Genomic DNA, 24,412 nt, shown 5'->3' with positions numbered 1-24,412 from the left:
ATAAAGTATAAATATTATCTGATTATTAAAATAAATATTAATACTATAAATAAAAACGAAGCATGATTTTTATTTAAATAAATCTCAAACTTCGTCTTTACTTACTTAGATATTTATTTGCTTTCTAAATCCTATTATTTTTAAAACCTTATCTTTTTAATACTTCACCACATTTATTCTCAGTAATCTCTCCATTTTCTAACGCAATTTTTCCATTTACAATTACATATTCAACACCATTGGCTAGTAATTGTGGCTTTGAAAAATCAATATCTTCTGACCTAGGATAACTATAGTTTTCCATATCAATAACAGCTATATCAGCTATAAACCCTTCTTTAAGAACACCTCTATTTTTTATTTTAAACTGTCTAGCTGGTAATGAAGTTACTCTTCTTACAATCTCTTCTAGTCTGACACCTGACTTTCTGTACATATTGAAGAAAATTGGAAAAGCACCTCTTCTTTGTAGTTCAAACCATGACATATCCCCACCCACACTAAACAAACAATCTGAACCAACCATAACAAATGGATTATCAATTATTTTATTATCGTGTAGTTTATCCGGAAAATCTGCTCTATACATTCCTCCTAAACAAAAGATAAGTTCTTCATCTCCATCTAAAAGTAAATCGAGTAATAACTTGTCCTCATCTATACCTTTTTGTATGGCTATTTCACATATTGATTTCTTTTCCATATCAATATCATTAGTGTTTAGAAGTATTATACTTCCTCTATCTCCAAGTATAAATGCTTCTTTTAGTATAAGTGCTCTTCCTTCTTCATTTCTGAGAGCATCCATTACTCCATCTATACCTAATTCAAATAGACTAGATGATATTGCCATAATAAATTGAATCACTCTTTTTTTCTTCATACAATGTCCAGAACTTCTTGGTACTGTATCCACCATTATATCAACACCATTATACCTAGCCTTTAATATTTCATCAAATGCCTCTATTTCAACTGGACTTAAGTGAGATACTTGAACCCTAGCGCCACTTTTTTGTCCAACCTCTATAGCTTCTTTCACCGCATTATATCTTCCTATGTAATCTCTAATATGAGATGTATATATACCATCATGTTCTTTTATCAGCTTTGCAATATCAACAAGTTCATCAATATCAGCATACTTACTTGGTATATATGCCAATCCAGTAGATATTCCAAAAGCACCACTTTTCATGCCATCACTTATTATATCTGTAATTTCATTTTTTTCCTCTTCTGTAGGAGGTCTATCCTTAGACCCTCCCATAACACTCCATCTTATAGTACCATGCCCCAACAAAAATCCCATATTGATAGAAATACCACTTTTAGATATAAGGTCACAATATTCTGTAAAATTATTCCAACATTTATTTTTATCTATAAGATATTTTTTTTCTTCTTCAAGTAATAGACCATTTTTATACATATATTCATATACATTTTCAGAAGAATATGGTGTTATAGAATGTCCACAATTACCATTTATAGTTGTTGTGACTCCTTGTTTTAAGAACTTTTCAAATTTGCCATCTAGTATTGCTACTATCTCTTCATGAACATGAGGGTCAATAAATCCAGGTGTTATAACTTTTCCACAACAATCAATTTCTTTATTTGTATTACCATTTACCTTAGAATCTATTTTTGCTATTAAATTGTCTTTAATTGCTATATCTCCATAAAAACCAGTATTACCTGTGCCATCTACTATAAATCCATTTTTTAAGATTAAATCATATATCAAAATATTCCCTCCTTAAAACCCAATTTTTAAGTAGTTTTAATACAATTTTTTATACTTTAAAAACCAATTTTTATATTTTAAAACTCATTATTATTTCATTGTAATTAGTCACTAAGCTTATCTTTATACATAGCTCTTGCAATTAATATAGTGCCAAATACACATATAAGAACTACTAAAGACTGAGGTATTATACCCTGCTTTGACAGTATAATAGTCAATACAGATATTACAATTGCTACTAGACCTAATTTTTTATCCTGTAAAAATACTTGTCCAAAAACTGACCCAAATAGAGCTGGTAAAATTAAATTTAATTTTTCTACCACTTCAGCTGGAATTTTAGATAATACACTTCCTCCTAAAATTACTCCTATAGTTAGTATACTTATATTCACTAAAATAGATACAGCTATTCCTATTGTAGATATTATTGAACCTTCTTCTGTACCTGATTCAACTTCTGCTGCCTTTTGAGCTGCTATTGAACATGGTAGCCTCATATTAGATATATTACCAGAAAGAAAACTCATATAAGTTCCTGGTATACCTAAGATTGGCGAATAAGAAACTGGTTCTATTATGTAGTTTGGAGCACTCATACTAACAATCGCCATCGTACTTGCTAATAATGCTGATATTGGAGGCATAATACCAAATCCAAAGCTCAAAATTATTCCAGGAACTAATGCTGCTATAATACCTAAAGATAATGTCAATCTTCCATACTTTATCATAAAAGGTAAATATTCTTCATTGTATACAGATTTTACTTTACTCATAAAACTACCCCCTTATATTACTGAAGCTATTATCATTCCACTAAACATTGATATTGTAAGCCCCCACTCTCTTAGCCATTTTATGTTCTTCTTCTTTTCAAGCATACACAATATTACCATTATAGCCATTCCACTTATACATGCAATTGTTCCATTATCAAAACGTAACACCCTATCAGCATTTAGATATGCAAATGAGCCTAACATTGCTCCTAGAGATATTATTGGTATAAATGATTTCTTACCACTAGATATAACATTAGTTATCTTATCTAGTTTATGTCCAAATAGTAGTGTAAATATTATCCATCCTAAAGAACCCAGTATCATAGTCCAAACTGCATTTGTAAATGCAAGTTTTGTCATTTCTGGAGAACCTAAAGTTATGCCTAACGCATCTGTCCCAAACCCAGCTGACATTGATTCAAAAATTACAGAACCTATAAATGATAATCTCATCCATGCTATAGGTCCACCCATAGTTACTATAAGCGATACCATTCCAGCAAATATAGTCATTGAAGGTCCTATAGCTGAAATAGCACTACTCTTAACAGCTGATTTTATTTGTTTATCTGTTATTCCCATTGTTTTACCGACTTTACAAGATTTTATAGCAAATATAAGGGATTGTACCACTACTATTGATACTGCTACTGTACTTGCTATCCACAAAAGTGGATGATTAGCTAATTTTAAATAATCCATTTATAAAACCTCCCTATAAATCCTCAAATTTTATTAATATTTCTAATATATCTATTTCCAAACCTGCTTTAATACTCTAAGTATATTTCCACCTAGTACCTTTTCTATTTCCTCATCACTATATCCATGTTTTACTAAATATCTAACAATATTTTTTGAAGTTTCGGTTGGATTCTCAAGACCTTTTACATATTCTACTTTAGGATGTTCTTTTGTACCTGTTATTTTTTTTATATCAAATTTAGCAGCTAGTACTGAGTGTAATTTTACATGGTCGCCATATACTGTATCTGGTCCAAAAGCTACATGGTCTATTCCTACTAAATTTTTAATATACTCAAAATGTTCCATAAATGACTCTATTGAATGTTCTTTGTTCTTCTCCGTTATTGTGGTATGAGGTGCTGCTTCTACACCTATAACCCCTCCTTTTTTAGCACATGCTATTAACACTTCATCTGGAGTTAGTCTTTTTGTATTCCATAAACTTCTTGCGCCAACATGGCTTAATATTATTGGGTCCTTACTATATTCTATAACATCAAGTGTAGTTTGCACTCCAACATGTGAACAATCAATTGCCATTCCAATCTTATTCATTCTTTCAACAGCTTTTTTCCCAAAATTTGTAAGACCCCCATCTTTTTCTTCTTTTAATCCTGAACCTAATGCATTGGATTCGCTGTATGTGATACCCATTAATCTTATACCAAATCCATATAGTATATCTATTCTATCAAGTTCATTTTCTATTGGTGCTGCCCCTTCTAGCGTTGGTATCAATGCCACTTTCCCTTCACTTTTAGCCCTGTATATATCTTCTACTTTTTCACACTTTATAACAAAATCTTGATGGGCTAAATCACACAATCTCATGCCTAAGTCTATTAATATATCATCCCATTTCCAGCCTGAATTTGATGTTATCGTACATACACCATCCATTAAATTATCAAATATAGCATCATAATATCCTCTTGATAATGCTTCATAAGCACATCTTTGTTTACCTTCTCTATTGTATTCAAATATATCTCTTTCTAGGTGTTCTGGAAATAAGACTGGATGTTCATGTAATGATATAAATATTTTTTCATCCACTATACTTTTAACCTTAGCTTCTTGAGCATCATCTAACTCAATAAGATACTCTTTTACTCTCTTATCTCCTTTACACATCTCAATGGATGAAATATCTTTTCCTTTTTCTAAATAACTATAGGCTTCATATCCTTTATAAGCTGACTTCATAACAACAATCCTCCAAGTTCTACAATTTTCTATATTTTTTCTATGTAGCAATTGATATGCCAAAATACAAATTTTAATTGTATAATAAACTTTTCAAAAAATAAAAACGGTAGTAAAATTGAGACTTACTACTGTTTTATTAGAAATAATCTTTTTATATTATTAATTTAACACTTTTGAACTGTCTTAATTTTAAAAATAATCTTATTTATTCCTGTCTATTATAGGTCGTTTTTTAGGGGATTTTTCCTTTTTAGTCCCCTATATCTCCCCCTTAAATTTTACATATGATATAAAGTTCTTTCCTTCAGCAGTTATAAAACTACCTTGTTTTTTTACTCCAGATAAAAGTAAACCATGACTCTTTAATTTATCTATTCTTTTTCTGATTTGGTCTACACTTAAAACAATACCTTTTTCTTTTAAAATTTCTTGTAGTTTATTTCTTCCTAAAAACATATTTTTATTATTCCAATTTTCTATACTAGTCAATATACATATACTCTCATCAAAAAAGTTCGATTGTTTGAAATCTAGAATAATTGAATCAAAGTTTTCATTAACTAAAGTATTGTTTTTTTCAAACCTAAATTGTTCTGGCAAATGCTCGTAATCTACTCTATCTTCTTCCACTATAGTGTCAATATAATAAATTAAATTTTTAAGCTCTCTTACATTCCCTGGCCATTCATACATCCTTAAAGCTTGCATTGATTCTTCTGTAAAACATTTGTTGCTATTTATTTCATCTAAAAAATACTTACTTATAAGAGGTATATCTTCTTTACGCTCTCTAAGTCTAGGTACCTCTATATGTAATACATTAATCCTATAATACAAATCTTCTCTAAAAGAACCTTCTTTGATTTTTTTCTTCAAATCTTTATTCGTTGCAGCTATAATTCTAACATCTATTGGTATAATTTTACTTCCACCCATTCTCATAACTTCTTTTTCTTGTAAAACTCTCAACAATCGTTTCTGTACATCTAGCGATATATCACCTATCTCATCTAAAAAAATTGTTCCTGCATGTGCTCTTTCAAATATACCCATTTTCCCACCTTTTATTGCTCCTGTAAAACTTCCTTCTTCATAACCAAAAAGCTCACTTTCAATAAGTGTATCTGACAAAGAAGATAGGTTGACTGCAACAAATGGCTTGTCTTTTCTTAGAGATTCATTATGTATTGCCTGGGCAAATATTTCTTTTCCTGTTCCATTTTCTCCAAGTATCAACACAGAAAAATCTGTAGCTGCTATTTTTCTTGCAATATTAATCTTTTCTTTTATTATTTTACTCTCACCTACAACATTTTCAAACGTATACTTTGATACAAAACCTTTTGCTTGAAATTTATTTTGAATCTTGTCCTCAAGTACTTGGATTGCACTTATATCTTTAAGGCTTATAATACTCTTTATTCGTTCATTATTTTCATAAACATTTACTTTATTAATTATCAGTTTTTTGTTATTTAAATTTACTACTTCATCATTAACTTCATCCTCTTGAAAAAATATTTTTTTGACAACCTTATCACTAAATAAGTCCATAAAATTATTAGATATAATTTCATTTTGGTCTATTCCAACTAGATTAGAGAATACTTTGTTGCAATATATAAATTTTCCTAACTTATCAATAGAAGCAATACCTTCATCTATAATCTCCAAAAAACTCTTCATGGTTTTATTCATAGTTGTGTAATACCTATATCCACTTACTGTATCTTCATTATATTTTTCTTTAATAATATGTAACTTATCTATAGATATATTTAGTTTTGTAAAGATTTCTATAACTGTATTTATATCAATTACTTTATCACCTATGTCAATTATTTGCTTTATGTTTTGTGGTATGCTGTTTCTGCTTCCCGTAATAATTCCAATCTCACATTTAGACTTATCACAATCTGAATAATATGGTATTAGATTAATGTGAATTAATCCTAGTTTTCTAATTATCTTGGCAGTTTCATCTGCTGACTCTTTGTAAGCATCTATAACCATAACGTCAGAATCATTTTCTATACTTATTATCTGATTTATATTTTCAATGTTTATAGTACGATGTATTATTACAATAGGTATATTTTTATCAATATTATTATGTATATGCTCTTTTATATCATTGTCTGAACATACTACAAGCTCATATTTCGACAGTTCAATACTTATTCTATTTACATAGACCAAGTTATCTATATTACAAAATTCTCCAAACATATTTTCCAATTGTTTTGATATGTCTATATTTATTTTGTCATCAGTTGATACAAATAAAATATTATGTTTTTTCATAGCACCACCTCCTGTTTAACGAGTATAGAAAGTAATAATTTGGTCTATTGTAGCACTTTTTGAAAAAGTTTTAAATCTTAAAAATCACATTTTGTATCATTTACCATTATTTTCTATAAGTAAAATAATGTAAGCTATCTTTTTTCACCTATAATTTAATTTCTAAAACGATTATTTTAACATTATTGAAATAGAAACAAAAATTTAATATAAAATTGTTAATATATCAACAATTTTGAGTAAGAATAAAGAATAAATCATAACAAAATTTAGGAATATATAATAATAGGGTCTCAGAACTTAATGACAAGTTCTAAGACCCTATTTGTTTAGTGTACAAGACATTATAAAATTTATTTTAAATCATTTCACATAATATTACTCTTTTTCTAAGTGGTAATAAAATATCTCTATTCCTCTAAAAACTGTAAAAATTCCTGATTAAATAGTTTAAGCTCATCATAGAATATAGCATGACCACTATACTCAAAAGTATATAAAGTTGAATCTTCTATTTTTTCATTCATAAAAACTGCAAATTCATATGGGCATACTTCGTCTAATTTCCCATGAAATATACCAGTAGGCACTCTCACACATTTTAAATCATTAAACAATTCTTCATCTCTTAAAGATATAGCTGTTCCAATAGTTCCAATACCTGATGCACTAAAACCAATATCATCAAACCACCTTCTAAAACTTTCTGAGGGATTTGATGCAAACACTTTTTTTCCAAAATTGGTTACCATTCCTGGTCTATCAGTACATGCTTGTGCTATCAATTTATTGACATCTTCACGTGTCATACCATATGGAAACTCTGGAGGTCTTTGTACAAATGATGGTGCAGCAGCTGCAGCTAATGCCAATTTTGATACCCCATATCCATTAAACAAACTCATATACCTAAGTACAATTGCCCCTCCCATTGAAAAACCAACAAGGGTAAAGTCTTTTAAGCCAATAGCATGTACCACCTTATAAATATCATCTGCTAACTGGCTATAAGTATATCCTCCTGAGGTTGCATCAGATTTACCAAACCCCCTTAAATCAATTGAAACTGTTCTATATCCGAGTTTTGGTAATATATTTGTTTGATATTCAAATATCTTATGTCCTAATGGCCATCCATGTATAAAAAGTACTGTTTTTTTAGCACTCGGATTTAAATCATATACGGCTATATTTATATCATTCACATATACATAATACATATCAATAGCAACTCCCTTCAAGAAAATGTATGATGGTTATTTTATATATATGAATAAAATGATGAATAACTAAACTTTTGAGTTTATTTGCAATACTTCTCTATTGCTTTTTCAAATAAACTTACATGAAGTTTTTCATCTAGGATTATTCTATTTAATATGGCTTTTATATAAGGGTCTTCAATAAGACTTCTATCTTTATAATAATTGTCAATAGCCACATGTTCCAAATGCAAATCTAGTTTTAATCTGTTACAAATAGAATCTCCATAGCATACAAAACCACCATTCCAATATGCACCACAAGAACTTGTAGAGCCTCTATATACAGGATTTCCACCCAATAATCTTATAGTCTTTGCTAATATCTCCATATGTAACATTTCTGTTATAGATATATTTACCCACATTTCATTTAATTCTCTATGCTTTTCATCTAAATCAAAATTGTGGTATAGATATTGATTTACACTCGTAAATTCACTTGATACTCCAGCATAGTCATCCATCAATAATTCTGCATAATACTTATTTTGCCCTAAAACCTTTATTTCTGGGTATGGCTCATCACTTGAGTATCCCTTTCTCTTGTGCATGTCGTAATGTGCATCACTCATAATATCCCCTCCTTTAAATTTAACGTATGATATTAATTGTATGCATCACGACTTTTTATTATTCATCTTTTCCAGCTACTGATAACTCCTTAATAACAACTGAAGGTGAACCTATGCTACTCATTGGAAACTCTAAATCATCCCCTATAACTTCAATATCTTTCAATAAATCAAAATAGTTTCCTGCTACTGTAATTTGCTCTACTGGAAATTCTTTTTTCCCTTCTTTGATATAAAAGCCTTTAGCTGCTAAAGAAAAGTCTCCTGTTACTGAATTTGCACCTGAATGAAGACCTGCAAAACTAGTAACCATCAATCCTTCGCCTATATCCTTCATAATTTCATCTAGAGATTTCTCTCCTTTATCTATATAAAAATTAGTTGGATATATGCTTATAGGTGATGAATATGAAGATTTTATTCCATTTCCTGTAGTCTTTACATTTGCCTTATTAGCCGTTTTTAAGTTATGAAGTAAAGTTATAAGCTCTCCATTTGAAACAACTTCTTTTCTAAATGTAGCTACTCCCTCATCATCAAAAGGAGTAGATGCCATGCCATTTTCTAAAAGTGGGTCATCAACTATTGTAACTATAGGAGATGCTATCATCTCTCCTTCTCTGCCTTTTAATAAAGATAATCCTTTTTGAGCTGAATCTGCATTAAATATTCCAGAGAATGTGCTAAGTAAAGATACCATAGCTTCATTAAACAATATAGTTTTATATTTACCTGATGGTATACTCTTACCTCCTACTTTAGACAAAGCATTATCAACACCAAGTTTTGCTATCTCACAAGGCTTTATTTCCTCAATAGAATTTCCTATATTGTACCCTACTCCATCATATTTTTGTCCATTGTCTTGTATTATGGGAACTACAAATCCTATAAGCACATTAGTTTTATTACTTAAATCAAGACCTTTAGTATTGTATATACCATTACTTGATACAGAATAAGATATAGTACACTTAGATAAATTTACTACCTTATCTGAATAAGCTTTAGTTTCTCTTTCCATTTCTAGAGCTAAATCAATCAACTTATCTGCTTCTAAATTTTCTAACTCTTTAGAGTAAGTCTTTACATCATTATAGTGCTTATCACCTTCATATATAAATTGTGCATCGTCACTTTCAATAGTACCTACTCCATCTTTTACATTTTTTATCAACATATCAACAGCTTTATCATCTAAAATTTCTGTATAAGAATAACCTATCTTTCCATTTACCTTCCCTCTAAAAGATAAACCAAAAGATTTATCAAGATTGTATTTCTCAACTTCTCCTTCATATATATTTATACTTAAATTTTCTCCTGTATAATAATATATTTCACACTCTTCAAAACCTTCACTTAGAGCTTTTTTAAATAATATATCCTTAAAACTTTTAAGTTCCACACTTATCCCTCCTATCTTCCACCTACAGTAATTTCTTTTACCCTTATCATAGGTTGCCCTACATTAGTTGGTATACTTCCTGATGAGGAACCACACATCCCTTGAGCTTGTTCTAAGTTATCACCAACCATATCTATATTCATAAGTACATCGCTACCTTTTCCAATTAAACTAGCACTTCTAACTGGCTCTTGTATTTCTCCATTTTTTATCAAGTAACCTTCTGAAACTGCAAAATTAAACTCTCCTGTTACAGGATTTACAGAGCCACCACCCATTTTTTTAGCATAAAGTCCATCTGGTATCGACTTTATAATGTCTTCTGGTTTATCTTCTCCAGCAGCAATATAAGTGTTAGTCATTCTTGAAGTTGGAGCAAATTTGTAGTTTTGTCTACGAGAACTTCCTGTAGGATTCATTCCCATTCGTCTACCATTAAGCTTATCTATCATATAAGACTTCAAAATTCCATTTTCAATCAGTATATTTTTTTGAGCTGGATTCCCTTCATCATCTATATTCATAGAACCCCAGTAATTTGGTATTGTACCATCATCTATAGCTGTAACCTTTGTAGAGGCAATCTGTTGACCTAATTTATCTGCAAATACAGAGTTGCCCTTTGCAACTGATGTAGCTTCCAAAGAATGTCCACAAGCTTCATGAAATATTACTCCACCAAACCCATTATCTATTGCCACCATCATATTACCTGCTGGACAATTTTTAGCATGCAGCATAGTATGTGCTACTCTAGCTGATTCTTTTGCATAGTATTCTGGGTCTATATCTTCAAATATTTCAAAGCCTTTACAGCCTCCAGGTCCTTCAAATCCAGTTTGATTTTCATTACCTTTGGATGCAATTGAACTTATTCCCAGTCTAGTTCTTATTCTTCTATCTTCAACATATATCCCTTCAGTATTTGCAATTAATATTTTTTGGTCTTTATCCAAATAGCTAACACTTACTTGAGATATATCACTACTAAATTCTTTTGCACTCCTATATGCAACCTTCATAACATTTACTTTATCTCTATTAGCTATTGAATTTGGATAAATTTTTATATTATGTATATTATTTATTTTAATACTGTAATTTAATATTACACTTTTTCCATCTTCCAATTTACCTAAAGCAACAGCAGCTTTGTATGCTACATCCAACAAACTATTTAATGAATTGTCACTTGTATAAGCATATATACTCTTTAATCCTTTAAATATTCTTATTCCTATACCATAATTTCTTCCACCTATTGCATTTTCTACTTTATTATCTATTAAACTAATAGAGTTATTTATAGTGTCTTCTTCAAAAATCTCAGCAAAGTCTCCTCCAGTAATTAGACACTTTTCTAATACCTTTGAAGCTATATCTTTTGAAAGCATAAATTTACCTCCTACTTTAAATTTTTAATTAACTTTTATTCAATCTTTTTACTTGTTAACAAACATTATATACTATATTACTTAAAATAAGATACTTATGAATATATTATACATATGTTTTACACTAAAATGTTATCACATGTTTATTTATACATACCCATATATCTATATAATTAAAATATATAACATCATTTTCTATATTGGACAATATAATGTTCTTTTTAAAAATACTTTATTTACAATTAAATATAAAGTAAAATATTAAAATATAACTTATAAAATTTAGTCATGAGATAATATTTAAGTTTATTTGATGAAATATGGAGGAATTATTATGAAAGAAATACTCGTTATTGCTCCCACTAAAGGAACCTATGAAAAATCACTTCACATAGTTAAAAAAAGCAAATATACAAATATTGATGTTGTATTTGGCAATCTAAAAGAAGGTATCCCTCTTGCTGAAAAAAGTATTAATCATGGTACTAGAATTATCATAAGCCGAGGTGGAACTTACAACATGTTAAAAGCTACTTACAGCATACCCATAGTTGAAATTAAAGTAGATGCTTATGATATTATAAAAAGCTATAAAGAAGTAAAAAATTCCGATGAACCATTTGGAATAATTGGATTTAATAATGTCATCTATGGCTTCGATATTATAGAAGAGATATTGAATAAGAAAATAACTATGATTGAAATTGAAAAAGAAGAAGAAATTTATGATGCTATAGAAAAGTACAGAAAAAAGGGTATCAACACATATATAGGAGATACTACTGTTGCACATATTGTCAAGAGACTTAATTGTAATGGAATATTAATCGAATCTAGAGAAGAAAACATACTTAGAGCTATTCAACAAGCAGAACAAATACTTGAAGCAACCAAAGATGAACAAAAAAGAAGATTACAGATAGAAGCTATGACAGATTTCGTACATGATGGAATAATAACAGTCGATAAAAATTTTAAAATAACATTATTTAATAAAAGTGCTGAAAAAATATTTGGTATAAAAAAAGAAAATGCACTTTATCATAATGTTATAGATGTTATTCCAAACACAGTTCTTCCACAAGTAGTTGAAACTATGGAACCTCAAATTGGTGAGATACAAAACATAGGTAGTACAAAAATCATTACAAACAGAGTTCCAATTATTGTTGATGGGCAAATTCAAGGAGCTGTTTCTACATTTCAAGATAGTAAGGAGATAAGTTCTTTTGAGCATACGATAAGAAGGAGTTTACTAAATAAAGGGCTATCTGCTAAATACACTTTTGATGATATAATCCATGCTAGTAAAAAGACAAAAGATTGTATAGAAATTGATATTGTACCTCCTGATAAAAAAGGATTATATTTTATGGATACTCCAGGTCAGGATATAGATTCTATCACTGGTATGGTAGCAGGTGGTGCACAAATTGTAATCTTTTCAACTGGTAGAGGTACTCCAACAGGAAGCCCAATTTCACCAGTTATTAAAATCACTGGAAACAGTGATACATACAACAAAATGCCAGACAATATTGATATAAATGCAGGTAGAATTGTAACAGATGGTGCTAAAATAGCAGATATAGGTCAAGAAATATTTAATGAAATAGTAGAAGTCTGTAATGGTAAGCATACCAAAGCTGAAAGTCTTGGTCATAGAGAATTTGGTATTTACAGAATTTCATCTACATTTTAGATTGCAATAGACAATAAAACATTTTTTATAAATATAATACTTATAATAGATGTATAAACTAAAAATCCTTTCTAATCTTATAAAAATTTACAATACTGAAAAGGAACTGTGTCAAAGTTATTTTGAGAACAGTTCCTTTTTTAGCCTCTTTTAATTAAAACATCATAAAATACGATTTAAAACTATAAACATATCTTATCTACTCTCTAAAAAGCTTAAATAAAGTTAAATATAAAGTCAAATAAATAAAATTTAATGTCTTTGTATGAAAAGATATTTGGTATAATATGTCTGAGAGAACTCTTATTTGTAAACAAATAAAGGATGGAGGATGAAACAAAAGAATGAACTTTGAAAACATAAAAAGTAAAAAAATAATAGCCAGCTTACTATTAACACTCCTTATAATTGTGTCCTTAGCATGTGTCACTTTTATTATGACTCTAAATAAAGTAACACATAATGAAACAGAAAGGTATCTTATAGAAGTTTCACAAAGCATCTCTACTACAATTGATGTGAAATGTAAAAGTATATTTAGGACACTATATTCTGTTGGAGATACTTATTTTGAGATTAATGATAATGACAAAGAAGTTAATAAATACTTATCCAAAAAATTAAAATTATTTGAATTTGATTGGTTAGGTATTATTGATTCTAATGGGAATTTCATAAGTAACCTTCAAGATACAGGTAATGTTAAAGAACAAGACTTTTATAGAAAAGCCCTTCAAGGTAAAGAAACAATTACTCATGTTAAATCACCATTTGGTAGGTATGGAATTTTATATTCTGTACCACTATACAAAGGGGATAAAATTGTTGGAGTTGTTGCTGCTTGGAATAATATTGATACTATGAGAAACTTATTAAGTGTAGAAAGCTTTAATGGTGAAGGTTTTTCCCAAATTATCGACCAAAATGGAAATTTTATTGTAAGTTCAGCAAACAAAAATGCACCAAAGAATGTGATAAATTTTTTTGACATGATTAAATATCAAGGAAAACAGGTTGATAAAAATAAACTTGAAGAAATGAAAACAAACTTAAAAAAGAACAAAACTGGTTCTATGTATTTTACATTAAATGATGGTATTTCTAAAGCAATACACTATCTTCCATTACAAGAAGAAAACTTATACCTCCTTTCAGTTGTTCCAACAAAAATAGCAAGTGCACAATTTGATTTACTTCTAAAAAAAGCAATCTTTATCAATATTTTAATTATTATATTATTTTTACTGCTTATTATAATGATTATGTTTATAAATCAAAAAAATAAAGAACAACTTACAAAAATTGCCTATGTAGACTCTGTAACTAAAGGCTATAGTAAAGCACGTTTTGATATGGAAGCTAAAAAAATTATACAGTCATCTTCACCAGAAACATATTCATTAATATCTATAAATATTCAGAAATTCAAACTTATTAATGATTCTTTTGGTAGTAAAGCAGGAGATAAAACATTAAAATACATACATGATGTTATTAGTAATTATCTAAAACCAGAAGAATTACTTTGTCGAGTTTCTAATGACCAGTTTAATGTACTTATTAAAACTATTCCTCAAAAAGAAATTCTTAAGTACATAGAAAAGATTACAAATGATATTAATAATTTCAATAAAAATGAAGAATGTAAATATTTTATAGCTTTATCTATAGGTGTATATAAAATTGATGACCCAAATCTACCTTTAGTTTCAATTCAAGACCGTGCAAATGTTGCAAGAAAAAATAATAAAGGAAATATTGGAAATCATCCACTTTATACATGTGTTTTTTATAGCGACTTAGAACGTTTAAAAATGATTAAAGAAAAAGAAATGGAAAATAGAATGGAAGAAGCCCTGAGTAATAACGAATTTATAGTATATCTTCAGCCTAAAATAAGTCTTAAAGATAATACTATTGTAGGTGCTGAAGCATTAGTAAGATGGCAAGACCCAAATAAAGGTCTTATCCCACCAGATGAGTTTATCCCTTTCTTTGAAAAAAATGGTTTTATCACAAAACTTGACTACTATGTTTTTGAAAAAGTATGTAACATGATACGAAAATGGATAGATAATGGAGAAACTCCAATACCTGTTTCAGTTAATTTTTCACGTGCAAACTTAAATAATATAGATTTTTTAGAAAAATACAGAATGATTCGTAATAAATACGATATTCCTGCTAAACTCTTAGAAATTGAATTAACTGAAACACTTGTATTTGAAAATCTCCAAAAATTAATTAATATAATAGACCAAATCCATGAAGAAGGTTTTCAATGTTCACTAGATGATTTTGGAAGTGGATATTCTTCACTAAATATGTTAAAAGAAATAAAAGTTGATACATTAAAACTTGACCGTGCTTTTTTTAGCTCACCTAATGCAGATAATATTGCTGAAAATCATGTAATAGAGTCTATAGTTAATTTGACAAAAAAATTAAATATGAATAGTATCTCAGAAGGTGTTGAAACAATCTTGCAAATGGATTATCTTAAAAAAATTAATTGTGATATGATACAAGGATATGTTTTTTCAAAACCTCTACCTCAAGAAATATTTGAGAAAATGACTTTTGGAAAAACATTAGAAGAAGTCAGTATGGATAGTTTCGTTAAATAAAATAAAAAACTTGTCTCTATAAAATAAGTTTAAACATTTTATGAAGACAAGTTTTTTTATTTTCTAATTTCCTTATACTTGACTTGTTTTAAACTCCCTTTTTAAGAATAATAATACGATTATCATAGCAATGAAATCTGCAATTGGCTGTGCCAACCAAACTCCATCTAAATTAAATTGAATTGGAAGTACAATGATTAATGGTATAAATAAAATAAATTGTCTTAAAAGAGTTAAAAACATAGAATGTTTAACTTTACTTATACATTGGAAATATACAGGTCCAACAATAGAAATTCCCATTATAGGCAGTGTAATTAGATTTATGTTTATACCTCTTACAGCTATCTCCATTAAATCTGAATCTTTATTAAAGATGCCTACAAATGCTTCTGGGAAGACTTGTACTACTAAAAATCCAAATGACAATATAACAATTGACACTATGATAGATATTATTAAAGTTTTCTTTGCACGCTCATATTGTTTTGCACCATAATTGTATGATATTATAGTTTGCATACCTTGATTCAAACCAAACACAGGCATCATAAACATCAATAAAATAGATGTAAGTGCTGTCATAGCTCCAATAGCCAAATCTCCGCCATAAACCTTTAGAGAATTATTTGTAAACATGTGAGTTATACTTATAGCTAGCTCCATAGCAAAAGGTGTCATACCTATTGCAAATACCTTTTTTACTATATCTTTATCCAATTTTAAGTTACATTTTTTTAGCTTTAAATTGGACTTCCCTCTTATAAAATAATGTGTTACCCAAACGAATACCACTATTTGACAGAGTACTGTTGCTATAGCTGCTCCTTTTATACCTAAATTAAACACAAATATGAATATAGGGTCCAGTATCAAGTTTAATACACATCCTACAATCATTGTCCTTGCTGCTAATTTTGGATTACCTTCTGCCCTAATTGCATTATTAAGAGAAAATGCAACTAAATTAAATATACTTCCAACCAATATGACACTCATATAGTCTTTTGCATAAAATATTGAATCTTTACTTGCACCCAAAATAAAAAGTATATCTTCTAAGAAAACTAATCCTAATATAGTTATAATTAAAGAGATAATTATAGATAACGTTAAAGCATTACCTAATATCTTCTCTGCTTCTTCTTTATTTCTTTCACCTAACTTTATAGACAATCTTGTGCTAGCACCTACTGATACCAACATTCCAAAAGCTATTATTATGGTAAATACTGGCATAGTTACACCAAGACCTGCAATAGCTATAGAACCAATGCCCTCCATAGAACCAATAAAAGCTCTATCTACTACATTATAAAGTGAAGTTACCATCATTGCTATTATTGCAGGTATAGAATATCTAAATAATAAAATCCATATTTTTTCATGTCTTAATGCTTCTTGATTTTCCATGTTGTCACCATTTATACCATGTCATAAGTTATACAAATTGGTTTATTTGTTCTTGGGTCTGTTGCTATTTCTGCATCAATATTAAATAGTTCTTTGAGATTATCTTTCGTCATAACATCGTATGCATCACCCTCACAAACTATCTTTCCTTTCTTAATACCTATCATGTGGTCAGCAAATCTCGCTGCGTTATTAAGTTCATGTATCACCATGACAATAGTTCTTCCTTGTTTTTTATTTAATTCATCTAATAATTTTAGTATCTCTAATTGATGGGCTAAATCTAAATATGTTGTAGGCTCATCTAATAGTAATATATCAGTCTCTTGTGCTAAAGCCATTGCTATCCATGCCCTTTGTCTTTGCCCTCCTGATAAGTCTTCCATATTTCTATCTTTAAATTCTGAAATTCCAGTAACTTCTAAACTCCAATTTACAATGTCTCTATCTTCTTTACTAGAATTACCAAATCCACTTTTATGAGGAAACCTTCCATAAGAAATTAATTCTGAAACAGTAAGACCACTAGGAGCTTGAGGGCTTTGTGGTAGTACTGCCATATCCTTTGCTATTTCTTTGGATTTCTTCTTATATATGTCCTCTCCATTTATATATATTTTTCCACTCTTAGGACTAACAATTCTTCCTATAGTTTTAAGTATTGTCGATTTTCCACAGCCATTAGCCCCTATTATAGTAGTTATTTTTCCTTTTGGTATACTTAAATTTAGATTTTTTATAATATCTGTATTTCCATATGATACATTTAGATTCTTAGTATTTATACAGTTCATAACAACATCCTTTCCTAATCATTTGCCAACATTAAATAAATAAAATACGGCACTCCTATTATAGAAACCACTATGCCTACTGGTATTTCTATAGGTGCTAGAAGATTTCTTGAGATAGTATCTGCTACTAAAAGTAATAATGTCCCTATCAATGCTGATACTGGTATTAATCTTTTATGCTTTGGCCCTATTATTTTTCTACCTATATGTGGAGCTATTAAACCCAAAAATGAAATACTACCTGCTACTGCTGTCGATACACCAGATAAAATTACTGCATATATTATAAGTCTTCTTCTTTGTTTTTCTACATCTACACCAAGACTCGTAGATACTTCATCACCCAAGTTTAAAACATCTATATACTTAGATTTATAAATAGTTATCCCCATAAAAATCACTATAAATGGAAGTACAGCTATTACATATTTCCAACTAGTTCCCCAGATACTACCTGATGTCCATGCCATAACCCTATTAAATTCTTGTGTTGTAAATTTCAATTGAAATATAGTCAAAATTGAAGTAAAAGCTATGTTTACACCTATACCAATAAGCAGTAATCTTGACGAATTTATACCACCTTTCCATGCAAGAGAATATATAAGAAATGCTCCAAATAAAGCTCCTACAAGTGCAACAATTGGCATTGTAAATACAGTTAGATTACTCATACCTTCATAGACATTACCATTCATAAGGTATATATAAACTACTACAAATAATGCTGCACCTGAATTTATTCCCAAAATCCCAGAATCAGCTAAATCATTCTTTGTAACTCCTTGAAGTATTACACCTGCTGTTGATAATGCAGAACCAACCAAAAGTGCTATTATTATTCTCGGTAATCTCAATTTAAATATCGCAATTTCATGATTACGCTGACCCTGACCTAAAAAAGTTTTTATAACATCTACTGGTTCTATAGAAAATGAGCCCATATTTAAACTCACTAGAAAAGTGATAAGAATAAGTACCACTAAAATTGATATAACAAGCAATGTTTTAGAATTTATTTTCATAATATTTTTCATAGTACTTATTTCTCCCCCTTTCTAACAAGGTATATAAATATTGGTACTCCTATAAGTGCTGTTATAGAACCTACTGGTGTCTCATATGGAGGATTTATCATTCTGCTTAATATATCTGTATATACAAGTAATACAGCTCCTAATACTAAAGAACTCGGTATTATATACTTATAATCTGAACCTACTATTCCTTTAGCTATTTGAGGAACTATAAGACCTATAAAAATAATATTACCAGACACTGAAACAGATGCTCCAGTCATTAATATTATGAGTACTATACATATAAATCTAACAGTGTTAGTTTTTTGCCCTAATCCTATTGCCACTTCTTCTCCAAGACTTAATATAGTTATTCTTGGAGCCATAACCATAGCTAAAATAAATCCAATACCTCCAGCTATAAACAACAGCTTTATACCTTCCCACTTCACCCCTACAAGACCTCCTGATATCCAGAAACTCAACTGTTGAGATAGGTTAAAATACATGGATATTGCTGATGCCAAAGAAATTAACAATGTGCCAAGAGCTACTCCTGCAAGAGCTAGCTTTACATTATTAACTCTTCCTCTTGATTTAGAACTTATAAAATATATAAATAATCCACTTATACTTGCCCCAGTAAATGCAAACATCATTGTGCTAAAACTCCCATGTATAAGTTGAGGAAGTCTTTTTTGAAGTACTAATGATATTGCAATTGCAAACGTAGCACCTTGTGTAATTCCTATAACAGATGGTTCAGCTATAGGATTTCTTGTTATTCCTTGCATTATTGCCCCAGAAACTGCTAAAAACCCTCCAACAAGTGCAGCTGCTATTGCCCTTGGAAGTCTAACATCTTTTACTATTCTCATATTTATTCCATCTTCCATTTTTATCAAACTATCTACAACAGTTGATAGATTCATATCTTTTGCTCCAATAGCTATGGATAATACAATTCCAAGTACAAGTACAACTATACTTACTAATATCAACAAGTAAGTTAGATTTTTTTTACTCAGCTTAGTCAATTAACCTACCTCCTTTTCCCTTTTAATCGTCAGTATAATATAATCTATTAAATATTTTTAATTTTAAGTTTTATTAAAAATAGGTGTGAAAAATGAATATCATTATCTCACACCTACTAAGTTAAGAATTACTTTGTTAATTCATTTTTAACTGATTCTAATAATAACTCTTTTCCAATTGGATTATATGATTGACTGAAAAATGGAGCTGCATCAAGTATTGTTACATTCCCATCTTTTACTGCTCTTATTTGAGCCCAGATAGCACTATTTTCTAAATCTTTTTTATCTGATTCTGTAGCAATTACAACTATATGGTCTGCATCTATATCTGTTAAACCTTCCATACTTACCATTGGTAATGTTATTCCATCTTGCTTTGGCATGTTTTTGGGTCTAGCTAATTTCATATCATCATTGATTAAAGTTCCTATTCCACCATCGCTAAATACCATAAATTGACCTGAACTTGCCAACACTGGTAAATAAGTTTTTTCTCCATTTTTTTCTATAACTTCTTTACCTAACTTTGTAGCTTTTTCATCATACTTCTGTATCCAACTTTTAGCTTCTTCTTCTTTGTCAAATAATTTTGAAACATCAGTTAACTTACTTCTCCAGTCATTTGCATAATCTTTCATCATAACTACAGGAGCTATTTCTTTTAATTGGTCATATATTTTCTCTTGTCTTTGACTCATTATTATTAAATCAGGATTTACTTCTAATATAGCTTCCATATCCATAGTATCCATCATTGAGTGTCCAACTATCTTTACATCTTTAAGTTCTTCTCTTATGTAACTTGGTAATTTATCAGTTTCATATGAGTCTACATTTGCTGTTGCAACAGGCTTATGACCTGCTAATAATAGTTCTTCACTACTTCCTGATATATCAACTATTTTTTTAGGATTTGATGGTATCTTAACCTCTCCTTTAACAGATTGTACAACTCTTGTCTCTGATTTATTTTTATCCTCTGTATTCTTATCTGAACATGCTGTAACAAGTACTAGCGTAGTTATAATAGATATAAATATTGCAAGTGATTTTATTTTTTTCATGATTACTTCTCCTACCTGTTTATTATACTTACATGATATTGATTATCATAAGCACATATTTATTATAGCATTTTTCTATTTTTAGTCAATATTATTTTGTAAAAGGATAAAAATTCCTAATTAATCTTAATTATATATAACTCAGATAAGGTTTTCTTGCATTAAGTAGTATTTTTTTATTTTAAGTTGGATATAAATAGAATGACTTTTCATTTAAAGAATGATAAAATACAATTTATAGATAAGGAATTTAGCAAGGAGGATTTGAGACATGGTACACTTAGTATATTGTGATAATGCAGGAAAAAAAGGAGAAAAGGTCTTAGATAAAATTTTAGCTGGAACAAAAACAATGGTTATTAGAGGCGCTGCTGGTAGAAAAATACCACATAGCAGAGTATTTGAAGATGAGTTACTTTATTTTATGGAAAAAGGAACTGCAAAGATATCTGCAAAAGCCACTGTTAAAAAAGTAGAAAACTACATTAAGTTAACAGAAGATGAAATTTCTAAGATTTTGAATGAAAATCAACCAAAATTGAATTTATCTGAAAAACAAAAAGTTCGTTGGCATAAAAAATGTTTATGCTTAGTTGAGTTTGAAAATGTTGAAGAAATAACACCTCTTGATTTTGACCATCAAGGAAATATGGATGATTGGCTTATTGTTGAAAAAATTGAAGATGTAGTTGTTGGCACTAGTATACCTTACAATTACGAGAAATCTAAATTTTAAAGTATCAATATCATAATACTATATTGATAAACTCTACTTAAATAAAAAAAGAGTGCCTTTAATAATTATAAAAATTATTTTTGGTCACTCTTTCTTAATAATAATTTTAAATTACTTACTTTCTAATCTTTCATATACATCTATAAATTCTTCTGCTAATTGCTGAAAATTCATAGCTGTCATTAAATGGTCTTGTGCATGAATAAGTATAACACTTATTTCAGTTTTATTACCATTAGCTTCATTTTGTATCAATTCTGTTTGAAATTTATGAGCTTTATGAATTGATTCTTTCGACTTTTCAATACATTCTCTAGCTTTATCTATATTCCCGCTCTTTGCTTCTTTTATTGCTTCAAATGCTAGCCCTTTCGCATCACCTGCAAATCCAATTATTCCAAAAGATATCTCTATCATCTTTTCATCCATTTATTCTACCTCCTAAATATCTCTATAGCTTGATATGACTAATCCATTCTTTTCTAAAAATTCTTTTACTTTTTTAGATGTAAGTATCTTGTGCTCTTTCGTTCTATCAATAGCATAAGATGTAGAATTTAAAATATAATCATCTAAAAAAGCTGGGTGAGACATAATATCCACTACATCATACTTTGTTATTTCATCTATATTTTTTATAAAATATTCTTCACTTACATTTTCCTTATAAAAACTATCTATTAAAGGAACTATTTTAGAATACTCTAAATTATATTCAAATCCGCCCCTTATTGGAAGATTATACTTATTCACAATCTTCTCTATTACTGGCTTTAAACTTACTAAAGTATGGATATGATGGTGACTGTCTAAATGAGATATATCTATTCCAAGCCCTTCTACTCTCTCTATTTGAGCACAAAGTTCTCTATAAATCTCATCACAATCCATTTTTTTAATAATTTCGTCTGTAATCCTCCTAATAAAAAAACCGTCTTTGTCAACAATAGTTTTTAAGTTAGATAATAATGGTCTACCACAACTTAAAGTCATATGAACTCCACAGTTTAAAGTCTTATTTTCTTTAAGTAACTTCACCCCATGTTCTACCCCAGGCATATTTGCCATCATAGAAGTGGACTTGACGATTCCATTATTATGAGCTGATATTATACCATAATTCACGGCTTCGCAATATCCAAAGTCATCTGCATTTATTATAATTTTAGTCATACCATAACCTACTTTCTATAGACTATCTATTAAATCTAGGAAGATAATTTTTATGAGCTTCCAACATTTCATCTAATATAGTTTTTGCTAAATCATCTGATGGAATCAATGGATTTATGCAAAGTGCCAAAAGAGCAGATTCATAATCGCCATATACAGCTGCTTTGGCTGCTAAGACTTCAAATGACTTAATTTGACTTACCAATCCATGTACAGAATCTGGTAAATATCCTATACTTAATGGTTTTGGACCATTTTTTGTTATTACACTGCTCACTTCTACAGCTTGTTCATCTTTAAAATCTCTTATAGAACCATTATTTAATGTATTAACTACTTGGATGTCTTTTTTATCATTGTATATAGAACTTATTAAGTTACAAGCAGCATCACTATAGTAAGCTCCTCCTCTTTTTTCAAGTTGAGGTGGTTTTATATCTAATTTTTCATCCTTATATAATTCAAATAATTGTTCTTCCAACTCTTTAACTACTTGACCTCTAGCTTTTCCCTCTTTAAACTCTCTCAACTCATCTTCAAGCATGTCTTTAGTTTTATAGTAGTATCTATGATATGGGCAAGGTATTACACCTAAAGATTTTATAAATTCCGCATTAAAATCAATTGCCTTTATATTTTGCATACTTATATCTGCTTTGACAAACTTATCAATTGCTTCTTTTGTAACATCTTCTCCATCCAAAGATACATTTAGACCATAAACCATATGATTAAGACCTGCAAAATCCATACTTATTCTGTCACTTTCTACATTAAATAGTTTGGCAACATCATTTTTTAAATGAATTGGCACATTGCATAGACCTATATATCTTTTAAAATTAGTATATTTGAATACAGCTTCTGTTATTATCCCTGTTGGATTTGTAAAATTCACCATCCATGCATTTGGACATAATTCTTCCACATCTTTTATTATATCAAATATAACTGGTATTGTACGAAGGGCTTTAAATAATCCTCCAGCACCATTAGTTTCCTGCCCCATAACTCCATGAGATAAAGGAATAGTTTCATCTTTAATTCTTGCATCTAAAAGACCTACTCTAAGTTGTGTTGTCACAAAATCTGCATCTTTTAGAGCTTCTCTTCTATCTAAAGTAAGATTTATTTTCATATCTATTCCAGCTTTTTTTACCATTCTTTTAGCTAGATTTCCGACTATCTCTAGTTTTTCTTTTCCATCCTCTATATCTACAAGCCATAATTCCTTTACAGGTAACTCTTCATATCTATTTATAAAACCCTCTACAAGCTCAGGAGTATAACTTGAACCTCCTCCGATTGTAACTATTTTTAGTCCATTTTTCATCTCATTATACCATCCTTACCTATAATTTAATACACTCTACAAAACCCTATACATTTATTAACCTTAATAAAAAC

20 protein-coding genes and 1 pseudogene are annotated in these 24,412 nt (G+C 29.2%); 4 read left to right on the top strand and 17 right to left on the bottom strand.

The window, feature by feature from the left end:
* Positions 1-148 precede the first annotated feature (148 nt).
* The 9 genes from KGF39_RS07485 to KGF39_RS07445 form a co-directional block, all read right to left on the bottom strand.
* Positions 149-1,750 carry an amidohydrolase family protein gene (locus tag KGF39_RS07485; protein WP_227821800.1) on the bottom strand — a complete coding sequence of 534 codons (1,602 nt, stop codon included), beginning with the start codon at positions 1,748-1,750 and terminating at the stop codon, positions 149-151.
* Between the two features lie 104 nt (positions 1,751-1,854).
* Positions 1,855-2,532, bottom strand: coding sequence for a hypothetical protein (locus KGF39_RS07480; RefSeq protein WP_227821799.1), 678 nt, complete (start codon positions 2,530-2,532; stop codon positions 1,855-1,857).
* A 12-nt stretch (positions 2,533-2,544) separates the two neighbouring features.
* Entirely contained in the window at positions 2,545-3,240 is a 696-nt protein-coding gene (locus KGF39_RS07475; RefSeq protein ID WP_003426729.1) for a DUF5058 family protein, read from the bottom strand.
* Positions 3,241-3,291: 51 nt separating this feature from the next.
* On the bottom strand, positions 3,292-4,491 hold the full coding sequence (locus KGF39_RS07470; RefSeq protein ID WP_227821798.1) for a membrane dipeptidase: 1,200 nt from the start codon (positions 4,489-4,491) through the stop codon (positions 3,292-3,294).
* Between the two features lie 261 nt (positions 4,492-4,752).
* Positions 4,753-6,798 (bottom strand): sigma 54-interacting transcriptional regulator, encoded by a 2,046-nt coding sequence (locus KGF39_RS07465; RefSeq protein WP_227821797.1) that lies wholly within the window; start codon positions 6,796-6,798, stop codon positions 4,753-4,755.
* Between the two features lie 410 nt (positions 6,799-7,208).
* Positions 7,209-8,018, bottom strand: a complete 810-nt coding sequence (locus KGF39_RS07460; RefSeq protein WP_227821796.1) for an alpha/beta fold hydrolase — start codon at positions 8,016-8,018, stop codon at positions 7,209-7,211.
* A gap of 83 nt (positions 8,019-8,101) precedes the next feature.
* Positions 8,102-8,635 carry a ferritin-like domain-containing protein gene (locus KGF39_RS07455; RefSeq protein WP_227821795.1) on the bottom strand — a complete coding sequence of 178 codons (534 nt, stop codon included), beginning with the start codon at positions 8,633-8,635 and terminating at the stop codon, positions 8,102-8,104.
* A gap of 58 nt (positions 8,636-8,693) precedes the next feature.
* Positions 8,694-10,043, bottom strand: coding sequence for a metallopeptidase TldD-related protein (locus KGF39_RS07450; protein WP_227821794.1), 1,350 nt, complete (start codon positions 10,041-10,043; stop codon positions 8,694-8,696).
* An 11-nt stretch (positions 10,044-10,054) separates the two neighbouring features.
* Positions 10,055-11,437 carry a TldD/PmbA family protein gene (locus tag KGF39_RS07445; protein ID WP_227821793.1) on the bottom strand — a complete coding sequence of 461 codons (1,383 nt, stop codon included), beginning with the start codon at positions 11,435-11,437 and terminating at the stop codon, positions 10,055-10,057.
* 313 nt (positions 11,438-11,750) lie between these two features.
* Here KGF39_RS07445 and KGF39_RS07440 point away from each other — a divergent pair.
* The 3 genes and pseudogenes from KGF39_RS07440 to KGF39_RS07435 form a co-directional block, all read left to right on the top strand.
* Positions 11,751-12,773: pseudogene (locus KGF39_RS07440) on the top strand (PrpR N-terminal domain-containing protein); the annotation flags it as partial.
* Positions 12,765-13,139, top strand: coding sequence for a hypothetical protein (locus KGF39_RS20205; protein WP_413927073.1), 375 nt, complete (start codon positions 12,765-12,767; stop codon positions 13,137-13,139). The pseudogene KGF39_RS07440 and the gene KGF39_RS20205, both read left to right, overlap by 9 nt.
* A gap of 344 nt (positions 13,140-13,483) precedes the next feature.
* Positions 13,484-15,766 (top strand): EAL domain-containing protein, encoded by a 2,283-nt coding sequence (locus KGF39_RS07435; RefSeq protein WP_227821791.1) that lies wholly within the window; start codon positions 13,484-13,486, stop codon positions 15,764-15,766.
* Between the two features lie 72 nt (positions 15,767-15,838).
* Here the strand turns inward: KGF39_RS07435 and KGF39_RS07430 are convergent, their stop codons facing one another.
* The 5 genes from KGF39_RS07430 to KGF39_RS07410 form a co-directional block, all read right to left on the bottom strand.
* The gene (locus KGF39_RS07430; RefSeq protein ID WP_227821790.1) at positions 15,839-17,179 is read right to left on the bottom strand and encodes an MATE family efflux transporter; all 1,341 of its coding nucleotides are present in this window, start codon (positions 17,177-17,179) and stop codon (positions 15,839-15,841) included.
* Between the two features lie 11 nt (positions 17,180-17,190).
* Positions 17,191-17,973 carry an ABC transporter ATP-binding protein gene (locus KGF39_RS07425; protein ID WP_227821789.1) on the bottom strand — a complete coding sequence of 261 codons (783 nt, stop codon included), beginning with the start codon at positions 17,971-17,973 and terminating at the stop codon, positions 17,191-17,193.
* Positions 17,974-17,987: 14 nt separating this feature from the next.
* Positions 17,988-19,010, bottom strand: coding sequence for an iron ABC transporter permease (locus KGF39_RS07420; protein WP_227821788.1), 1,023 nt, complete (start codon positions 19,008-19,010; stop codon positions 17,988-17,990).
* Between the two features lie 5 nt (positions 19,011-19,015).
* Complete coding sequence (locus KGF39_RS07415) at positions 19,016-20,029, bottom strand: iron ABC transporter permease (RefSeq protein WP_227821787.1); 1,014 nt, start codon at positions 20,027-20,029, stop codon at positions 19,016-19,018.
* Between the two features lie 128 nt (positions 20,030-20,157).
* Positions 20,158-21,096: an iron-hydroxamate ABC transporter substrate-binding protein gene (locus KGF39_RS07410; protein WP_227821786.1), complete on the bottom strand. Its 939-nt coding sequence runs from the start codon at positions 21,094-21,096 to the stop codon at positions 20,158-20,160.
* Positions 21,097-21,367: 271 nt separating this feature from the next.
* Between KGF39_RS07410 and KGF39_RS07405 the strand changes: the two genes are divergently transcribed.
* Complete coding sequence (locus tag KGF39_RS07405; RefSeq protein ID WP_107595660.1) at positions 21,368-21,832, top strand: hypothetical protein; 465 nt, start codon at positions 21,368-21,370, stop codon at positions 21,830-21,832.
* A gap of 111 nt (positions 21,833-21,943) precedes the next feature.
* Here the strand turns inward: KGF39_RS07405 and KGF39_RS07400 are convergent, their stop codons facing one another.
* From KGF39_RS07400 to KGF39_RS07390, 3 genes are read right to left on the bottom strand one after another with little or no spacing between them, the layout of a single operon-like run.
* Positions 21,944-22,261: a PTS lactose/cellobiose transporter subunit IIA gene (locus tag KGF39_RS07400; RefSeq protein ID WP_003422696.1), complete on the bottom strand. Its 318-nt coding sequence runs from the start codon at positions 22,259-22,261 to the stop codon at positions 21,944-21,946.
* Between the two features lie 12 nt (positions 22,262-22,273).
* Positions 22,274-23,005 (bottom strand): chitin disaccharide deacetylase, encoded by a 732-nt coding sequence (chbG, locus tag KGF39_RS07395; protein WP_054274861.1) that lies wholly within the window; start codon positions 23,003-23,005, stop codon positions 22,274-22,276.
* Between the two features lie 22 nt (positions 23,006-23,027).
* Positions 23,028-24,338 carry a 6-phospho-beta-glucosidase gene (locus tag KGF39_RS07390; protein ID WP_054274862.1) on the bottom strand — a complete coding sequence of 437 codons (1,311 nt, stop codon included), beginning with the start codon at positions 24,336-24,338 and terminating at the stop codon, positions 23,028-23,030.
* Positions 24,339-24,412: the final 74 nt, after the last annotated feature.

The organism is Clostridioides sp. ZZV14-6345 (assembly GCF_020657775.1).
In the GTDB taxonomy this organism is placed as follows: Bacteria; Bacillota; Clostridia; order Peptostreptococcales; family Peptostreptococcaceae; genus Clostridioides; species Clostridioides difficile_D.
The sequence above is the reverse complement of the archived record's forward strand: the minus strand, read 5'-3'. Positions and strand labels throughout refer to the sequence as shown.